At 52.7% G+C, this 16,192-nt stretch carries 18 protein-coding genes; 12 read left to right on the top strand and 6 right to left on the bottom strand.

Translation table 11 applies throughout. From position 1 onward, the window contains the following. Positions 1–3 precede the first annotated feature (3 nt). From gshB to ruvX, 3 genes are all read left to right on the top strand, one after another. On the top strand, positions 4–951 hold the full coding sequence (gene gshB, locus FDX14_RS09465) for a glutathione synthase (RefSeq protein WP_016154394.1): 948 nt from the start codon (positions 4–6) through the stop codon (positions 949–951). Positions 952–1,062: 111 nt separating this feature from the next. Beyond that, positions 1,063–1,626, top strand: coding sequence for a YqgE/AlgH family protein (locus tag FDX14_RS09460; protein WP_032940453.1), 564 nt, complete (start codon positions 1,063–1,065; stop codon positions 1,624–1,626). Continuing rightward, on the top strand, positions 1,626–2,042 hold the full coding sequence (gene ruvX / locus FDX14_RS09455) for a Holliday junction resolvase RuvX (protein ID WP_038633601.1): 417 nt from the start codon (positions 1,626–1,628) through the stop codon (positions 2,040–2,042). Before FDX14_RS09460 ends, ruvX begins: the two co-directional genes overlap by 1 nt. Here the strand turns inward: ruvX and FDX14_RS09450 are convergent. After that, the gene (locus FDX14_RS09450) at positions 2,039–3,019 is read right to left on the bottom strand and encodes a type IV pilus twitching motility protein PilT (RefSeq protein ID WP_137349418.1); all 981 of its coding nucleotides are present in this window, start codon (positions 3,017–3,019) and stop codon (positions 2,039–2,041) included. The two genes, ruvX and FDX14_RS09450, sit on opposite strands and share 4 nt — an antisense overlap. Before the next feature lie 17 nt (positions 3,020–3,036). Between FDX14_RS09450 and FDX14_RS09445 the strand changes: the two genes are divergently transcribed. The 5 genes from FDX14_RS09445 to hemW are packed head-to-tail and all read left to right on the top strand — an operon-like array spanning position 3,037 to position 6,343. Beyond that, positions 3,037–3,741: a YggS family pyridoxal phosphate-dependent enzyme gene (locus FDX14_RS09445; protein ID WP_137349417.1), complete on the top strand. Its 705-nt coding sequence runs from the start codon at positions 3,037–3,039 to the stop codon at positions 3,739–3,741. Between the two features lie 18 nt (positions 3,742–3,759). Next, positions 3,760–4,326: a YggT family protein gene (locus FDX14_RS09440; protein ID WP_038633609.1), complete on the top strand. Its 567-nt coding sequence runs from the start codon at positions 3,760–3,762 to the stop codon at positions 4,324–4,326. After that, positions 4,323–4,613 (top strand): DUF167 family protein YggU, encoded by a 291-nt coding sequence (yggU, locus tag FDX14_RS09435; RefSeq protein ID WP_137349416.1) that lies wholly within the window; start codon positions 4,323–4,325, stop codon positions 4,611–4,613. Before FDX14_RS09440 ends, yggU begins: the two co-directional genes overlap by 4 nt. Before the next feature lie 7 nt (positions 4,614–4,620). Then, positions 4,621–5,214: an XTP/dITP diphosphatase gene (locus FDX14_RS09430; protein ID WP_038633614.1), complete on the top strand. Its 594-nt coding sequence runs from the start codon at positions 4,621–4,623 to the stop codon at positions 5,212–5,214. After that, on the top strand, positions 5,207–6,343 hold the full coding sequence (gene hemW / locus FDX14_RS09425; RefSeq protein ID WP_137349415.1) for a radical SAM family heme chaperone HemW: 1,137 nt from the start codon (positions 5,207–5,209) through the stop codon (positions 6,341–6,343). Before FDX14_RS09430 ends, hemW begins: the two co-directional genes overlap by 8 nt. A gap of 116 nt (positions 6,344–6,459) precedes the next feature. Here hemW and ansB read toward each other — a convergent pair whose 3' ends face one another. The 4 genes from ansB to trmB all read right to left on the bottom strand — a co-directional run bounded on the left by ansB (position 6,460) and on the right by trmB (position 9,509). Next, entirely contained in the window at positions 6,460–7,506 is a 1,047-nt protein-coding gene (ansB, locus tag FDX14_RS09420) for an L-asparaginase 2 (protein ID WP_038633619.1), read from the bottom strand. Positions 7,507–7,694: 188 nt separating this feature from the next. Next, entirely contained in the window at positions 7,695–8,414 is a 720-nt protein-coding gene (locus tag FDX14_RS09415; protein WP_042310951.1) for a YggN family protein, read from the bottom strand. Between the two features lie 49 nt (positions 8,415–8,463). Further along, positions 8,464–8,790: a YggL family protein gene (locus FDX14_RS09410; protein ID WP_137349414.1), complete on the bottom strand. Its 327-nt coding sequence runs from the start codon at positions 8,788–8,790 to the stop codon at positions 8,464–8,466. Further along, the gene (gene trmB / locus FDX14_RS09405; protein WP_038633629.1) at positions 8,790–9,509 is read right to left on the bottom strand and encodes a tRNA (guanosine(46)-N7)-methyltransferase TrmB; all 720 of its coding nucleotides are present in this window, start codon (positions 9,507–9,509) and stop codon (positions 8,790–8,792) included. The genes FDX14_RS09410 and trmB overlap by 1 nt, the downstream gene beginning before the upstream one ends. Before the next feature lie 160 nt (positions 9,510–9,669). Between trmB and mutY the strand changes: the two genes are divergently transcribed. From mutY to FDX14_RS09385, 4 genes are all read left to right on the top strand, one after another. Then, positions 9,670–10,722, top strand: a complete 1,053-nt coding sequence (gene mutY / locus FDX14_RS09400) for an A/G-specific adenine glycosylase (protein ID WP_042311165.1) — start codon at positions 9,670–9,672, stop codon at positions 10,720–10,722. 27 nt (positions 10,723–10,749) lie between these two features. Further along, the gene (locus FDX14_RS09395; RefSeq protein ID WP_003027126.1) at positions 10,750–11,019 is read left to right on the top strand and encodes an oxidative damage protection protein; all 270 of its coding nucleotides are present in this window, start codon (positions 10,750–10,752) and stop codon (positions 11,017–11,019) included. A gap of 86 nt (positions 11,020–11,105) precedes the next feature. Then, complete coding sequence (gene mltC, locus FDX14_RS09390) at positions 11,106–12,191, top strand: membrane-bound lytic murein transglycosylase MltC (protein ID WP_094301040.1); 1,086 nt, start codon at positions 11,106–11,108, stop codon at positions 12,189–12,191. A gap of 210 nt (positions 12,192–12,401) precedes the next feature. Next, complete coding sequence (locus tag FDX14_RS09385; protein WP_137349413.1) at positions 12,402–13,658, top strand: nucleoside permease; 1,257 nt, start codon at positions 12,402–12,404, stop codon at positions 13,656–13,658. An 87-nt stretch (positions 13,659–13,745) separates the two neighbouring features. Here the strand turns inward: FDX14_RS09385 and FDX14_RS09380 are convergent, their stop codons facing one another. Then, positions 13,746–15,881: an ornithine decarboxylase gene (locus FDX14_RS09380; RefSeq protein WP_137349412.1), complete on the bottom strand. Its 2,136-nt coding sequence runs from the start codon at positions 15,879–15,881 to the stop codon at positions 13,746–13,748. Positions 15,882–16,192 lie beyond the last annotated feature (311 nt).

Genomic DNA, 16,192 nt, shown 5'->3' with positions numbered 1-16,192 from the left:
ACAATGATCAAGCTCGGCATCGTGATGGATCCCATCGCAAGCATCAACATCAAGAAGGATTCCAGCTTCGCAATGCTGCTGGAAGCACAACGTCGTGGTTACGAAATTCACTATATGGAGATGGCCGATCTTTATCTGATCAACGGTGAAGCCCGCGCCCGTACGCGGACCCTGAGCGTAGAGCAGAACTACGACAAATGGTATGAGTTCAACAGCGAGCAAGATCTCCCGCTGGCCGATCTGGACGTGATTCTGATGCGTAAGGATCCGCCATTTGATACCGAGTTCATTTACGCGACCTATATTCTGGAACGCGCAGAAGAAAAAGGGACGTTAATCGTCAACAAACCGCAGAGCCTGCGCGATTGCAACGAAAAACTGTTCACCGCATGGTTTGCCGACCTGACGCCAGAAACGCTGGTCACACGTAACAAAGCGCAGCTGAAAGCCTTCTGGCAAAAACATAGCGACATCATTCTCAAGCCGCTGGACGGCATGGGCGGCGCGTCTATTTTCCGCGTGAAAGAAGGTGACCCGAACCTCGGTGTCATTGCCGAAACGTTGACCGAACATGGTACCCGCTATTGCATGGCGCAGAACTATTTGCCAGCGATTAAAGACGGCGACAAACGCGTACTGGTTGTGGATGGCGAACCCGTTCCGTACTGCCTGGCGCGTATTCCGCAGGGTGGTGAAACCCGTGGCAACCTGGCCGCCGGTGGTCGTGGCGAGCCGCGTCCATTAACCGACAGCGACTGGGAAATTGCCCGCCGCATTGGGCCAACGCTGAAAGCGAAGGGATTAATTTTTGTCGGTCTGGATATCATTGGCGATCGCCTGACGGAAATTAACGTCACCAGTCCAACCTGTATTCGTGAGATTGAAGCAGAATTCCCGGTTTCGATTACCGGTATGTTGATGGATGCCATTGAGGCACGTTTGCAAAAATAAAAGAACTCGCCGGTAGAAGGGATCCTACCAATACTCATAGTGACAGCGCTCGTATTTGTACGCATACTGGGCGCTGTTGCTTTTTTGAACCAGGAAACAGAACCTCTGACAATGAATTTACAGCATCACTTTCTTATTGCCATGCCTGCTCTCCAGGATCCGATTTTCCGCCGTTCCGTGGTGTATATCTGTGAACACAATGAGAACGGAGCAATGGGGATTATCATCAATAAGCCTCTGGAAAACTTACAAATTGAAGGGATTCTGGAAAAGCTGAAAATTACCCCTGAAGCGCGCGATCCGGCTATTCGTCTGGATAAACCGGTGATGCTCGGCGGACCGCTGGCGGAAGACCGTGGATTTATTCTGCATACCCCGCCGTCACGCTTTGCATCCAGTATCCGCATTTCAGATAACACCATCATCACCACCTCCCGCGATGTATTAGAAACCTTAGGTACGCAGGAGCAACCCTCTGAGGTGCTGGTTGCGTTAGGCTATTCATCATGGGAAAAAGGCCAGCTGGAACAAGAACTGCTGGATAACGCCTGGCTTACGGCCCCCGCCGATCTCAACATCTTGTTTAAAACGCCGATTGCCGACCGCTGGCGTGATGCGGCAAAACTTATCGGGATAGATATTCTTACCATGCCTGGCGTGGCGGGACATGCCTGATGAGCGGAACATTACTCTCTTTCGACTTTGGTACAAAAAGCATTGGCGTCGCAATTGGTCAGCGCATTACCGGTACCGCGAGACCCTTGCCCGCGATCAAAGCACAGGACGGTACGCCGGACTGGAATCTGATTGAACGTCTGCTGAAAGAATGGCAGCCGGACGAAATCATTGTCGGTTTACCGCTCAATATGGATGGCACCGAGCAACCCCTTACCGCACGCGCACGCAAGTTCGCTAACCGTATTCATGGTCGTTTTGGCGTTACCGTAACGTTGCATGATGAGCGTTTGAGTACCGTCGAAGCCCGCTCCGGCCTGTTTGAGCAAGGCGGGTACCGGGCACTGAATAAAGGTAAAGTGGACTCCGCTTCTGCCGTTATTATTCTCGAAAGCTATTTCGAGCAGGGCTACTAAAGCCGTCCCTGCGCCTGGCGCTGCTGCTGGCTCTGCGTAAACGTCTGCATGCCTGTCTGTTGCCCGGTTTGCATTATGCCGGGTAGCTGATGCGTTTTCCCTTCACGGATCAGGTTACCGACGGCGGGCGTGTTGACGAGCAGTTCGAATAGCGCCACGCGTCCTCCCTGCTTATCTTGTTCCAGCTTTTGCGAAAGTACCGCCCGCAGGCTGTCTGCCAGCTGATTACGCACCGGATCTTTCTCCTGTGCGGGAAAGGTATCCACCAGCCGTGCAATGGCCTGCGCCGCCCCTCGCGTGTGTAACGTTGCCAGCACCAGATGCCCGGTTTCCGCAGCCGTTAACGCCAGACGAATGGTTTCCACATCGCGCAGCTCGCCCAGCAGAATGACGTCAGGATCTTCGCGCAGCGCGCCGCGCAAACCGGCGGCGAAAGAAGCGCAGTGTACGCCTACCTCCCGTTGTTGAATGAGACAACGCTGGCTGGTGTAACGATATTCAATGGGATCTTCCAGCGTCAAAATATGTCCCGCGACGTGCTGATTAAGATATGACACCATCGCCGCCAGGGTCGTTGATTTACCGCTGCCGGTGGCGCCTGTCACCAGAATTAATCCATTTTCGCTATGCAGCAGCTCAGCTAAGGCGGCGGGAGTCTGGAGATCATCTAAACATGGGCAATCAAGCGGCAACAGCCTTAGCGCCAGAGAGATTCCCTGCTGATGAACAAATGCGCTCGCGCGCAGACGCCGTGAGTTCGTCAGCGTAATGGCAAAATCCAGCTGCCCCTGTTTCTGCCACTGTACCTGTTGTTGCTCGCTGAGCCAGCACATCAGCAACGTCTCTACGTCAGGCGTGGTAAACGGCGCGATTTCGACATTTCCGTGTATGCGCCAACGCGCAGGCCATGCATTGCACAGGTGTAGATCCGACACGTTATGCTTTACACTAAGGGCCACTATTTCTTCCATATTCATATGAACATCCTCGGAAAATGAACGATATCGCGCATAACCTGGCACATGTCCGGGACAAAATCTCAGCCGCCGCGACGCGTTGCGGGCGGTCTTCAGAAGAAGTTACATTGCTTGCAGTCAGCAAAACCAAACCTGCGAGCGCCATCGAAGAAGCCATTACCGCAGGGCAGCGTGCCTTCGGTGAAAACTATGTGCAGGAAGGGGTGGATAAAATCCGCTACTTCCGGGAACAAGGCGTCAACGATCTGCAGTGGCACTTTATCGGCCCGCTGCAGTCCAACAAAAGTCGTCTGGTCGCTGAGCACTTTGACTGGTGCCATACGATCGACCGTCTGCGTATCGCTGCCCGTCTGAGCGAACAGCGCCCGGCGGAACTGCCGCCGCTCAATGTACTGATTCAAATTAATATCAGCGATGAGAACAGTAAGTCAGGAATTCCGCTGGCAGAGCTTGATGCACTAGCCGCTGAAGTCGCTGCACTGCCGCGCATTACCCTGCGTGGTCTGATGGCGATTCCGGCTCCAGAGTCAGATTATGTAAGGCAGTTTGAAGTTGCACAGCAAATGGCTGTAGCATTTACCGGGTTGAAAACACGCTACCCAGGCATCGACACCCTCTCACTAGGGATGTCTGATGATATGGATGCCGCAATTGCGGCGGGTAGCACGATGGTGCGCATTGGCACCGCCATTTTTGGTGCTCGTGATTACACTAAAAAATAAGGAAAACTAAGGAACACCATGAATACGTTGACCTTCCTGCTCTCAACGGTAATTGAGCTGTATACCATGGCGCTGCTGCTACGCGTGTGGATGCAATGGTCTCGCTGCGATTTTTACAACCCGTTCTCGCAGTTTATAGTGAAAATCACTCAGCCTGTTATTGGGCCGTTACGCCGTGTAATTCCCCCGATGGGGCCGATTGACAGCGCCTCGGCATTAGTGGCGCTCGTTCTCAGCTTTATCAAAGCAATCGTGCTGTTTAAGGTGGTCACGTTCCAGCCGATTATCTGGATCGCTGCCGTACTGATTGTCCTCAAGACCATCGGGCTGCTGATTTTCTGGGTACTGCTGGTGATGGCAATTATGAGCTGGGTCAGCCAGGGCCGTAGCCCTGTGGAATATGTACTGATCCAACTGGCAGACCCGCTGCTGCGTCCTATCCGTCGTATACTCCCGGGCATGGGCGGCATCGATTTCTCGCCGATGATTCTGGTTCTGCTGCTCTATGTGATTAACATGGGTATCGCGGAAGTGTTACAGGCGACAGGCAATATGCTGCTGCCGGGGCTGTGGATGGCGCTATGAGTGCCGTTACACCCTGCGACGACGGTCTGGTTTTACGGCTCTACATTCAGCCTAAAGCCAGCCGTGACAGTATTGTGGGTTTACATGGCGACGAAGTTAAAGTCGCCATTACCGCCCCGCCGGTGGATGGGCAAGCGAATAGCCATCTGGTGAAGTTTCTCGGCAAACAGTTCCGTGTGGCAAAAAGCCAGGTCATCCTTGAGAAGGGCGAGCTTGGCCGTCACAAACAGGTTAAAATCATTCATCCGCAACAGATCCCGCCCGAAATTGCGGCGCTAACTGATTAGGTATCCCATGCAAAAAGTTGTCCTCGCGACCGGCAATGCCGGTAAAGTGCGTGAACTCGCCTCTCTTCTGAGTGATTTCGGTCTTGATGTCGTTGCCCAAACGGATCTGGGTGTTGATTCTGCAGAAGAGACCGGGCTGACGTTTATTGAGAATGCCATTCTGAAGGCGCGTCATGCAGCGCAAATTACCGGACTGCCGGCCATTGCTGATGACTCCGGTCTGGCGGTGAACGCCCTTGGCGGCGCGCCAGGCATCTATTCGGCCCGCTATTCCGGCGAAGATGCGACCGATAGGCAGAACCTGGAAAAACTGCTTCATACCCTGCAGGATGTTCCTGATGACAAGCGCCAGGCACAGTTCCACTGCGTGCTGGTGTATATGCGCCACGCAGACGATCCAACGCCGGTAGTTTGCCACGGAAGCTGGCCGGGTATTATTACCCGTGAACCTGCCGGAAACGGTGGCTTTGGCTACGACCCGATATTCTTTGTGCCGACTGAAGGGAAAACGGCGGCTGAACTGACCCGTGAAGAGAAAAGTGCGATTTCTCACCGCGGACAGGCGCTGAAGCTGCTGCTGGATGCCCTGCGTAATGGTTAAGCTTCCGCCGCTAAGTCTTTATATTCACATCCCGTGGTGCGTGCAAAAATGCCCGTACTGCGACTTCAACTCGCATGCGCTGAAGGGCGACGTTCCTCATGACGACTATGTGCAGCATCTGCTGAGCGATCTGGATACTGAGGTGGCCCACGCCCAGGGACGTGAAGTAAAGACCATTTTTATCGGTGGTGGTACGCCGAGCCTGCTTTCTGGCCCGGCAATGCAAACGCTGCTCGACGGCGTGCGCGCACGTCTGAAGCTGGCCGCGGATGCAGAAATCACGATGGAGGCGAATCCTGGTACGGTGGAAGCCGATCGCTTCGTTGATTATCAACGCGCAGGCGTAAACCGAATCTCCATTGGCGTACAGAGCTTTAGCGCCGCCAAACTTAAGCGTCTGGGACGTATTCACGGGCCGGAAGAAGCCAAACGTGCAGCACACCTGGCGAGCGGTCTGGGGCTACGTAGCTTTAATCTCGATCTGATGCACGGCCTGCCGGATCAGTCGCTGGAAGAAGCATTGAATGATTTGCAGCAGGCCATCGCGCTCAACCCGCCGCATCTTTCCTGGTATCAGTTGACCATCGAACCCAACACGCTATTTGGTTCGCGTCCGCCGGTTCTACCGGACGATGACGCACTGTGGGATATTTTTGAGCAAGGCCACCAGTTGCTGACTGCAGCGGGGTATCAGCAGTACGAAACCTCAGCCTATGCGAAGCCGGGCTATCAGTGTCAGCACAATCTCAATTACTGGCGTTTTGGCGACTATCTTGGCATTGGCTGTGGCGCGCACGGCAAAATCACTTTCCCGGACGGACGCATTTTGCGCACCACCAAAATGCGGCATCCACGCGGATACATGCAAGGACGTTACCTGGAAAGCCAGCGTGATGTTGCCGAAGCCGACAAGCCGTTCGAGTTCTTTATGAATCGTTTCCGGTTACTGGAGGCCGCGCCGCGTGCAGAATTCACGCAATACACCGGGCTTGCCGAAGACGTTATTCGTCGACAGATTGATGCAGCTATCGCCCAGGGTTACCTGAGTGAATGCGATGAATACTGGCAGATTACCCAACACGGTAAGCTGTTTTTGAATTCGCTGCTGGAGCTGTTTCTGGCGGAGTAATACGGTAACGATGTAGGCCGGATAAGGCCTTGAGCCGCCATCCGGCAAATTGCCTGATGGCGCTGCGCTTATCAGGCCTACAGGGTTAGGGCGATAAGCGCAGCCACCTGCATCGATTAATACTGATTAAACATTTCCTGGATCTGCTTAGGATCCTTGGTTTGCGTCAGCGCAAGCTGCAGCAGAACACGCGCTTTTTGCGGGTTCAGAGAACCTGAAGCCACAAAGCCGTATTTCGCATCATCAACTTCAGCATCCTGCGTGGTGGAGCCGGTTGGTACACGGGAGGAACGCACCACGACGGTACCTTTATGCGCGGCAGTGGCCAGCGTATCGAATACCGTTTTATACAAGTTGCCGTTACCTACACCCGCACTGACGATACCCGCATAACCCGCGTCGACCAGCGCTTTGGCTGGCAGATCCGAGGCGTTAGCGTAGTTGTAAACAATCCCCACTTTCGGCAGTTCGGTCAGCTTAGACACATCGAACGGAGTAGACGTGGTGTGCTTACGCGCAGGCGTACGCTGGTAGTCAATCTTGCCGTTATGGATGTAGCCCAGCGGGCCATAGTTAACGGATTTGAAGGTGGCTACATCGGTAGTGTTGGTTTTGGTCACGTCGCGACCATCCATCACGGTGTCGTTCATCACCACCAGCACGCCACGGTTGGCAGAGGCTTTGTCTGCAGCCGTCACCACTGCGTTATACAGGTTGAACGGGCCATCGGCGCTCATCCCTGTAGACGGACGCATTGCACCCACCAGCACTACCGGCTTGTTGCACTTGACGGTCAGGTCGAGGAAATAGGCAGTTTCTTCCATGGTATCCGTACCATGTGTCACGACAAAACCGTCGGTTTTATCACACTCGGTGTTAATCTTTTTCGCCAGCGTTAACCAGACGTCGTCATTCATATCCTGAGAGCCGATGTTCACCACCTGCTCGCCTTTAACAACCGCGATGTCTTTCAACTGAGGTACGGCTTCAACCAGATTCTCTACGCCTACCTTGCCTGCCGTGTAGTTAGATTTTGTCGCGGAATCACCACCGCCGGCAATGGTCCCGCCGGTTGCTAAAATAGTGATGTTTGGCAGTGCAAGCGCCGCGCCGCTGAAACCCATAACCAGTGCGGCAAGTGCCGTTTTCTTGAAAAACTCCATGTTATTTCTCCAGTTACTTGAATTTGCAGCATTATGTCTATCTTACAGATGAATAATGTGACGAGTTCCAATTAACCAGATTTATATCTCCATCAAATTGCCATTCTTAGAGATGGATATCAAAAAAACAGAAAGATACAAAATAAAACGGCACAGAATGTTTCTGTGCCGTTAAAAAGAGGTGAAAATTATTTCAGCGTGCTAACCAGCGTTTTACGATCGTTTTCCAGCGTCACGACGCGGGCACAAACATCTTTGCCAAACTGCTGGAAGTCTTGTTCCTGATTCTTCCATTCGTTCTGAATTGAGGTTTGCAAACCACCGAGGCTCCCGAGCACGCCCTGCAGCGGGTTACCACCGCCTTTGAGCACAGCTTTGGCGCCCATCTCGTTGATGCTGTCCTGCAAAATGCCGCCCATCGCCTGATTCACTAATTGCTGCCCGTCGGCGCGGACCTGGTCAATCGCCTTATAGTGGAAGGTCAGCCCATCAGTACGATGTTCGATGATGCGGTTCATCTGCGCTTTCAATTGCGCATCCAGCTTGGTTAAGCGGCCACGCATGTTGCTGCTTTCACCGACCTCTTTGGCGATGATTTTGTCCAGTGCCACGCGACCTTTCTCTACGCGCGCTCTGGCACCTTCGTCAATCCACGGCAGGCTGCTACGCAACGCCGCCTGATAATCTTTAGCCTGCTCACGCTGTGCGGCGTTGAGGTTGTACTGCTTACCGTTAAAGGTGACATCACCGGCCTGGGTAATGACCAGATCGCCGTTTTCGCCTTTTACCTGCACCGTTTGTGGGCTCAAAATCACATCGTCACGTGGGGTGACGCTGCACTTGTAATCGGCATGTGCGGCCATCGCCGTGAACGTGAGGACTGCCGCCAGCAGCGTTTTGCGCATCATATCTTTCCCTCAATACAAATCGGGCCGGCATTTGCCGACCCTGTGCTACTTAGTCCCACCAAATATCGAAAAGTTCGCTGGTGCGCACTTCTTCAAGTTTATGCTCTTCCAGCCACTTACGGACGATTGCCTGATGTTCTTCGGTGCATGTGCCGATTTCCTGCAGACAGATCAGACCTTCCCAGGCCAGATAGCCGCTGCCGTCAAAGGCCAGTTTGTTCGGTTCGATAACCTCATTGATAAAGTCATCAACGATTTTATCGACCTGCTCTCCAGATGTACCTTCCGGGAAACGCCATGCAACCGAAAATCCTATTTCCTGGAATTCGTCGATGTGCATTTTTTTACGCAGACGACGGCTACGGTTCTTTGCCATTATTTCACCCTCTCGAACATTAAGTCCCATACGCCGTGGCCAAGACGATGACCACGTTGTTCAAATTTGGTTACCGGGCGCGATTGTGGGCGCGGTACATAATCGTTACTCTCTGACTGGTTTTTATACCCGTCGATAGAGGACATCACTTCCAGCATGTGCTCCGCATACGCTTCCCAGTCGGTTGCCATATGGAACACACCGCCCAGCTTCAGCTTACTTAAGATATGCTCAGCAAACGGTACCTGAACGATACGGCGTTTATTATGACGTGCTTTATGCCATGGGTCAGGGAAAAACAGCTGAACCATAGATAAAGAATTGTCAGGAATCATTTTATGCAGGACTTCAACGGCATCATGGCACATGACGCGCAGGTTCTCGACGCCCTCTTCATGGGCGGAAGCCAGACACGCACCAACGCCCGGCGAGTGTACCTCAATGCCGAGGAAATTTTGTTCTGGACGCGCTTTCGCCATTGCTACCAAAGACGCTCCCATACCGAAACCGATTTCCAGCGTGACTGGCGCATCGCGACCAAACAGTGCAGCGAAATCCACAGGCTCTTCGCTGAACTCAACGCCCATCACCGGCCAGTAGTTTTCCAGCGCGTGTTCCTGCCCTTTCGTCAGTCGCCCCTGGCGACGAACAAAACTACGAATCCGGCGCAGAGGGCGGCCGTTTTCATCAAATTCCGGTGAAATGACGTCGTTCTTCATAAAAGTTTAGTCTGCTGTGTTTGAGTTCTGAAAACGGGCATTATCCAAAGTTAGTTGCCGGATGCAAGTAAAGGAAGAAAGTGAGCAGCGGAAAGTTCCGGTTTACACCCCGTTGCCGCTGTGCTGCAATCTTGCCCCCGGCAATAATGAAACGGTAATCATGCAAGCCTCTCAATTTTCAGCTCAGGTTTTGAGCTGGTACGACAAATACGGGCGGAAAACGCTGCCCTGGCAAATTGACAAGACGCCTTACAAAGTATGGCTCTCTGAGGTGATGCTGCAACAAACTCAGGTTGCCACCGTTATCCCCTATTTTGAGCGCTTTATGGCACACTTTCCGACGGTAACGGATTTGGCCCATGCGCCGCTGGATGAAGTCCTGCATTTATGGACCGGGCTGGGCTATTACGCCCGTGCGCGTAATTTGCATAAAGCCGCGCAGCAGGTTGTGTCGCTGCATGGCGGTACTTTTCCGCAAACCTTTGATGAGGTAGCCGCCCTGCCAGGCGTTGGACGCTCAACCGCAGGCGCGATCCTTTCACTCTCTCTGGGTCAGCATTTTCCGATTCTCGACGGTAACGTCAAACGCGTGCTGGCTCGCTGTTATGCTGTAAGCGGCTGGCCGGGGAAAAAAGAGGTCGAAAAAAGACTGTGGGAGCTGAGCGAGCAGGTTACGCCTGCCCACGGCGTTGAGCGGTTTAACCAGGCGATGATGGATTTAGGCGCTATGGTTTGTACACGTTCAAAGCCTAAATGTTCGCTATGTCCGCTAGAGAATGGCTGTGTAGCGGCCGCCAATGCAAGCTGGGCGCTGTATCCTGGTAAAAAACCCAAACAGACGTTACCGGAACGTACGGCCTATTTTTTACTGCTACAGCATGATGACGAAGTGCTGCTCGCGCAGCGACCGCCCAGCGGCTTATGGGGTGGTTTATACTGTTTTCCGCAGTTTGACGACGAAGATGGACTGCGCAACTGGCTGGCGCAACGACAAATTAACGCAGATAATCTGACCCAACTTAATGCGTTTCGCCATACCTTTAGCCATTTCCACTTAGATATTGTGCCTATGTGGCTTCCCGTGTCTTCATTCAGTTCATGCATGGATGAAGGCAATGCGCTCTGGTATAACTTAGCGCAACCGCCATCTGTTGGACTGGCGGCTCCCGTGGAGCGTTTGTTACAGCAATTACATGCCGGTACACAGGTTTAACGTAGCGGTCGATAGAGAGGATTTTTTATGAGCAGAACGATTTTTTGCACTTTCCTGCAACGCGAAGCAGAAGGCCAGGATTTTCAGCTGTACCCGGGCGATCTGGGAAAACGCATTTATAACGAGATTTCTAAAGAAGCATGGGCGCAATGGCAGCATAAACAGACCATGCTGATTAACGAGAAAAAACTCAATATGATGAACGTCGAACACCGTAAGTTACTGGAACAGGAGATGATTAACTTCCTGTTTGAAGGTAAGGATGTGCATATTGAAGGCTATACGCCAGAGTCATAAAAACCGTTGCCGGATAGCGCTGCGCTGATCCGGCCGACGATTTAATCTGGTCCTTGCAAATAACAAACACAACACGCACTCCCGGAATGATGAAAAAATTTCTCGCGCTTGCCGTTATTGCGCCGTTGCTCATCTCCTGTTCCAGCTCGACCAAAAAAGGCGATTCCTATAACGAAGCCTGGGTCAAGGATACCAACGGTTTTGACATTCTGATGGGGCAATTTGCCCATAACATTGAGAACCTGTGGGGATTTAAGGAAGTGCTGATTGCGGGTCCGAAGGACTACGTAAAGTATACCGATCAGTACCAAACCCGCAGCCACATCAACTTTGATGACGGTACGATAACCGTCGAGACCATTGCCGGGACAGATCCTGCCGGGCATCTGCGTCGGGCAATTATCAAGACGTTGCTGATGGGCGATGATCCGGGTTCTATCGATCTCTATTCTGATGTCGACGACATTAAGATTTCCAAAGAGCCGTTCCTGTACGGACAGGTGGTCGATAATACCGGCCAGCCAATTCGTTGGGAGGGACGTGCAACCAACTTTGCCAACTACCTGCTGCAAACGCGACTTAAAAGCCGCAGCAATGGTCTGCGTATCATTTATAGCGTAACGATCAATCTGGTACCAAACCACCTTGATAAGCGCGCACATAAATACATCGGCATGGTGCGTCAGGCATCGCGTAAGTATGGCGTCGACGAGTCGCTGATTCTGGCCATCATGCAAACCGAATCCTCGTTTAACCCGTATGCGGTCAGCCATGCCGATGCGCTGGGACTGATGCAGGTGGTACAGCACAGTGCCGGTAAAGATGTGTTCCGCTCGCAAGGGCGCTCAGGCACACCTAGCCGCAGTTTCCTGTTTGACCCGGCCAGCAACATTGATACCGGCACGGCTTATCTGGCCATGCTCAACAATGTCTATTTGGGCGGCATTGATAATCCAACCTCGCGTCGCTATGCGGTGATCACCGCGTATAACGGCGGTGCTGGCAGCGTGCTGCGCGTGTTCTCGAATGATAAAATTCAGGCCGCGAATATCATTAACAGCATGTCCCCGGGAGACGTTTATCAAACTCTGACCACCCGACACCCATCAGCTGAATCACGCCGATACCTTTACAAGGTCAATTCCGCACAAAAATCATATCGACGTCGCTAATGTATCCCTCTTCTGCCCCCTAAAACGGGGGCCAGAAGAGCCAAAAGTGTTAACCACATCACTCTTTTGCCTTGCAATTAGAAATTGTTTGCAAATATTTGTCACAGGTAACAAAAAAAGAGTGCTGCTCATTGATAGAATCACATCATATAGCCACGGCAAATGTGCCTTTTAAAACATTCATCCGCATTACGGTGTGAGGAAATTAACATGAATCTTAAGCTGCAGCTGAAAGTTCTCTCGTTTCTGCAGTTCTGCTTATGGGGTAGTTGGCTGACTACTCTCGGCTCCTATATGTTTGTCACCCTTAAATTCGATGGTGCATCCATTGGCGCGGTGTATAGCTCGCTGGGGATCGCCGCCGTGTTTATGCCGACGCTGTTAGGGATCGTGGCCGACAAATGGATCAGTGCGAAGTGGGTTTACGCCCTTTGCCATCTGGTCGGCGCAGGGACGCTGTTCGCCGCAGCCGAAGTCACCACGCCAGGCGCCATGTTCTTTGTGATCTTGCTTAACTCTCTGGCCTATATGCCAACGCTGGGGTTAATCAACACCATCTCCTACTATCGCCTGCAATCAGCCGGAATGGATATCGTAACTGACTTCCCGCCAATCCGTATCTGGGGCACCATCGGCTTTATTCTGGCGATGTGGGCAGTAAGCTTCTCCGGCTTTGAACTGAGCCATATGCAGTTGTATATCGGTGCGACATTGTCCCTGATATTGGTACTGTTCACCCTGACGCTGCCGCATATTCCGGTCGCCAATCAGCAGAAAAACCAGAGCTGGTCGTCTATGCTGGGTCTGGATGCCTTTGCGCTGTTTAAAAACAAGCGTATGGCGATTTTCTTCATCTTCTCTATGATGCTGGGCGCGGAGCTGCAAATTACCAATATGTTCGGTAATACCTTCCTGCACAGCTTCGATAACAACCCGCTGTTCTCTGGTAGCTTTATCGTTGAACACGCATCGGTGATGATGTCGATTTCACAGATTTCCGAGACGCTGTTTATCCTGACCATCCCGTTCTTCTTAAGCCGTTACGGTATTAAGAACGTGATGCTGATCAGTATCGTCGCGTGGATGCTGCGCTTCGGCCTGTTTGCCTACGGCGATCCTACGCCGTTCGGTACCGTACTGCTGGTTCTGTCGATGATTGTTTACGGCTGCGCCTTCGACTTCTTCAACATCTCTGGCTCCGTGTTCGTGGAGAAAGAGGTTCGCCCTGAAATTCGTGCCAGCGCACAGGGTATGTTCCTGATGATGACCAACGGCTTCGGTTGTATTCTGGGCGGTCTGGTGAGCGGCAAAGTGGTTGAACACTACACCCTGAACGGTATTACCGACTGGCAGACCGTGTGGCTGATCTTCGCAGGTTACTCGCTGGTTCTGGCTTTTGCCTTCGTTGCGCTGTTTAAATACAAACACGTGCGCGTTCCGGCAGGCACGCAGACCATCGCACACTAATCTTTATTGATGAAAGAAGGTCACCATCAGGTGACCTTCTTTTTGACCAGTTCGTAAGCCGGATAAGCGTTTAGTGCCATCCGGCTTTTACTTCAGAACATATCCATACAGACGCTTAATGCCGTCTGCATCCGTCTCACTGTAAACGCCTTGCAGCTCCGGCGAGAAACCAGGCAGCAGGTTTACCCCCTCTTCCAACGCCAGGAAGTATTGTTGCACCGCCCCGCCCCAGACTTCACCCGGTACCACGCACAGCACGCCCGGAGGATAAGGCAGCGCACCTTCCGCCGCAATGCGGCCAGCGGCATCACAAATACGCACCAGTTCAACATCACCACGAATAAAAGCGCTGTTCGCATCCTGCGGATTCATCGCCACGGCAGGCAGACTCTCCTGACGGAACATCGCTTTTTGCAGATCTTTCACATCAAAGCTGACGTACAGTGAGTGCATCTCCTGACACAGTTCACGCAGCGTGTAATCCCGGTAGCGCACCGGATACTTGTTGAAGATAGTGGGCAGCACTTCAGCCAGCGGCGTGTCGTTCTCAATGTGTTGCTCAAACTGCGCCAGCATCGCCACCAGTTGCGCCATTTTCTCTGCGCTTTCAGCCGGGGTCAGCAGGAACAGAATCGAGTTGAGGTCGCATTTCTCCGGCACAATGCCGTTTTCACGCAGGTAATGCGCCAGAATCGTCGCCGGAATACCAAACTCAGTATATTGCCCGGTTTGCGCATCAATGCCCGGAGTGGTTAACAACAGCTTGCAGGGATCGACAAAATACTGGTCGCGCGCGTAACCGGAAAAACCATGCCATTTTGCGCCAGGCTCAAAGCTAAAGAAGCGACGCTCGCTGGCAATCACCGCCGTCGGATAGGTTTCCCATGGTTTGCCATCAACCACCGGGGGAATAAACGGCTGAATCATCTTACAGCGGGCAATAATCGCTTTGCGGGCCTCGATTCCCAACGCCACGCATTCCGCCCATAGCCGACGACCGCTCTCGCCTTCATGAATTTTGGCGTTAACATCCAGCGCCGCAAACAGCGGGTAAAACGGACTGGTGGAAGCATGCAGCATAAAAGCGTTGTTCAGCCGCTTATGCGGACAGAACCGCGCCTGGCCGCGAATGTGGTTATCCTTTTTGTGGATCTGCGAGGTTTGCGAGAACCCGGCCTGTTGTTTGTGTACTGACTGAGTGACAAAGATCCCCGGATCGTTAGCATTAAGCTCCAACAGCAGTGGTGAGCCATCGGCCATCATCGGGATAAATTGCTCGTATCCAACCCATGCGGAATCAAACAGGATGTAATCGCACAGGTGACCGATCTTGTCGATCACCTGCCGGGCGTTGTAGATCGTCCCGTCATAAGTGCCGAGCTGAATGATCGCCAGACGGAACGGACGCGGCTGGTCAGCCTTTTGTGGCGCAACTTCACGGATCTGCTGACGCAGGTACTGCTCATCAAAGCAGTGCTCATCAATGCCGCCGATAAAGCCAAACGGATTACGCGCCGCTTCCAGATAAACCGGCGTGGCGCCCGCCTGGATCAGCGCGCCGTGGTGGTTCGACTTATGGTTGTTACGGTCAAAAAGCACCAGATCCCCACGCGTCAGCAGCGCATTGGTCACCACTTTATTGGCCGCAGAGGTCCCGTTCAGTACAAAGTAGGTTTTATCCGCGTGGAAAACTTTAGCGGCAAATTTCTGCGCATGTTTCGCTGACCCTTCATGAATCAGCAGATCGCCAAGCTTAACGTCAGCGTTGCACATGTCCGCACGAAACAGATTCTCACCAAAGAATTCGTAGAAATGCCGCCCCGCAGGATGCTTCTTAAAAAATTCACCGTGTTGGTGCCCCGGGCAGGCAAACGTGCTGTTCCCCATTTCGACATACTGGGTCAGTGTGTCGTAGAACGGCGGCAGCAAATCTTCTTCATACTGACAGGCGGCAGATTCCAGCTCCAGCCACTCCTGAGCCTGACCGCGAATGACCGCATTTACGCCCGCTGGCACATCCACATTAGACTCCGCGAACAGAAACACGGGTAAATGAAAACCTGTGCGTTTAAGCAAAGCAAGGATCCCGCTGCGGCTGTCCGCAACGGTAATGACGACTGCCGCAACGTCAGTAAAATCGGTACTGTCCAGCGAGACCACCTGACGATGACTGGACAGACGAGAGACCAGTTCACCACTGGCGGCAATTTTCATTGATTTCATAAGCGCAATAACCCGTTTCGGGAAAATCAAAAGTCCCGGCAAAGCTGCATTGCTTTGCCCACGAAATGACAGGTCAAACTGGTTACCAGCCCCGACCGCCAGACATCAGTAAAAGCAGATAGCCTCTGATCTTACTGTTATCCTGCAGTGAGCGTGCGCTGCCTTCACCGCATGGTGGGAGTGGTAAGATATGTTGCAGGAAGGGACAAGCGTCGCGCAAAAAGGCGATATTGAAGGCGATGTAGGGGGAGTAATTTCATCCCAGGCAGCCCCATTCAGACAGGAGAAAATTCGCGCAATCATGGCACCTT

The sequence above is a fragment of the Citrobacter sp. wls710 genome (assembly GCF_005281115.1).
GTDB lineage: Bacteria > Pseudomonadota > Gammaproteobacteria > Enterobacterales > Enterobacteriaceae > Citrobacter > Citrobacter werkmanii.
This window is presented reverse-complemented; position numbering and strand designations above follow the sequence as displayed.

Coding starts and splice junctions, on each gene's coding strand:
- FDX14_RS09445 (WP_137349417.1), top strand. CDS start 3,037: ATGAACGATATCGCGCATAACCTGGCACATGTCCGGGACAAAATCTCA.
- FDX14_RS09415 (WP_042310951.1), bottom strand. CDS start 8,414: ATGATGCGCAAAACGCTGCTGGCGGCAGTCCTCACGTTCACGGCGATG.
- mltC (WP_094301040.1), top strand. CDS start 11,106: ATGATGAAAAAATTTCTCGCGCTTGCCGTTATTGCGCCGTTGCTCATC.
- FDX14_RS09380 (WP_137349412.1), bottom strand. CDS start 15,881: ATGAAATCAATGAAAATTGCCGCCAGTGGTGAACTGGTCTCTCGTCTG.
- FDX14_RS09460 (WP_032940453.1), top strand. CDS start 1,063: ATGAATTTACAGCATCACTTTCTTATTGCCATGCCTGCTCTCCAGGAT.
- ansB (WP_038633619.1), bottom strand. CDS start 7,506: ATGGAGTTTTTCAAGAAAACGGCACTTGCCGCACTGGTTATGGGTTTC.
- hemW (WP_137349415.1), top strand. CDS start 5,207: ATGGTTAAGCTTCCGCCGCTAAGTCTTTATATTCACATCCCGTGGTGC.
- gshB (WP_016154394.1), top strand. CDS start 4: ATGATCAAGCTCGGCATCGTGATGGATCCCATCGCAAGCATCAACATC.
- FDX14_RS09450 (WP_137349418.1), bottom strand. CDS start 3,019: ATGAATATGGAAGAAATAGTGGCCCTTAGTGTAAAGCATAACGTGTCG.
- FDX14_RS09410 (WP_137349414.1), bottom strand. CDS start 8,790: ATGGCAAAGAACCGTAGCCGTCGTCTGCGTAAAAAAATGCACATCGAC.
- FDX14_RS09440 (WP_038633609.1), top strand. CDS start 3,760: ATGAATACGTTGACCTTCCTGCTCTCAACGGTAATTGAGCTGTATACC.
- mutY (WP_042311165.1), top strand. CDS start 9,670: ATGCAAGCCTCTCAATTTTCAGCTCAGGTTTTGAGCTGGTACGACAAA.
- FDX14_RS09395 (WP_003027126.1), top strand. CDS start 10,750: ATGAGCAGAACGATTTTTTGCACTTTCCTGCAACGCGAAGCAGAAGGC.
- FDX14_RS09430 (WP_038633614.1), top strand. CDS start 4,621: ATGCAAAAAGTTGTCCTCGCGACCGGCAATGCCGGTAAAGTGCGTGAA.
- ruvX (WP_038633601.1), top strand. CDS start 1,626: ATGAGCGGAACATTACTCTCTTTCGACTTTGGTACAAAAAGCATTGGC.
- trmB (WP_038633629.1), bottom strand. CDS start 9,509: ATGAAGAACGACGTCATTTCACCGGAATTTGATGAAAACGGCCGCCCT.
- yggU (WP_137349416.1), top strand. CDS start 4,323: ATGAGTGCCGTTACACCCTGCGACGACGGTCTGGTTTTACGGCTCTAC.
- FDX14_RS09385 (WP_137349413.1), top strand. CDS start 12,402: ATGAATCTTAAGCTGCAGCTGAAAGTTCTCTCGTTTCTGCAGTTCTGC.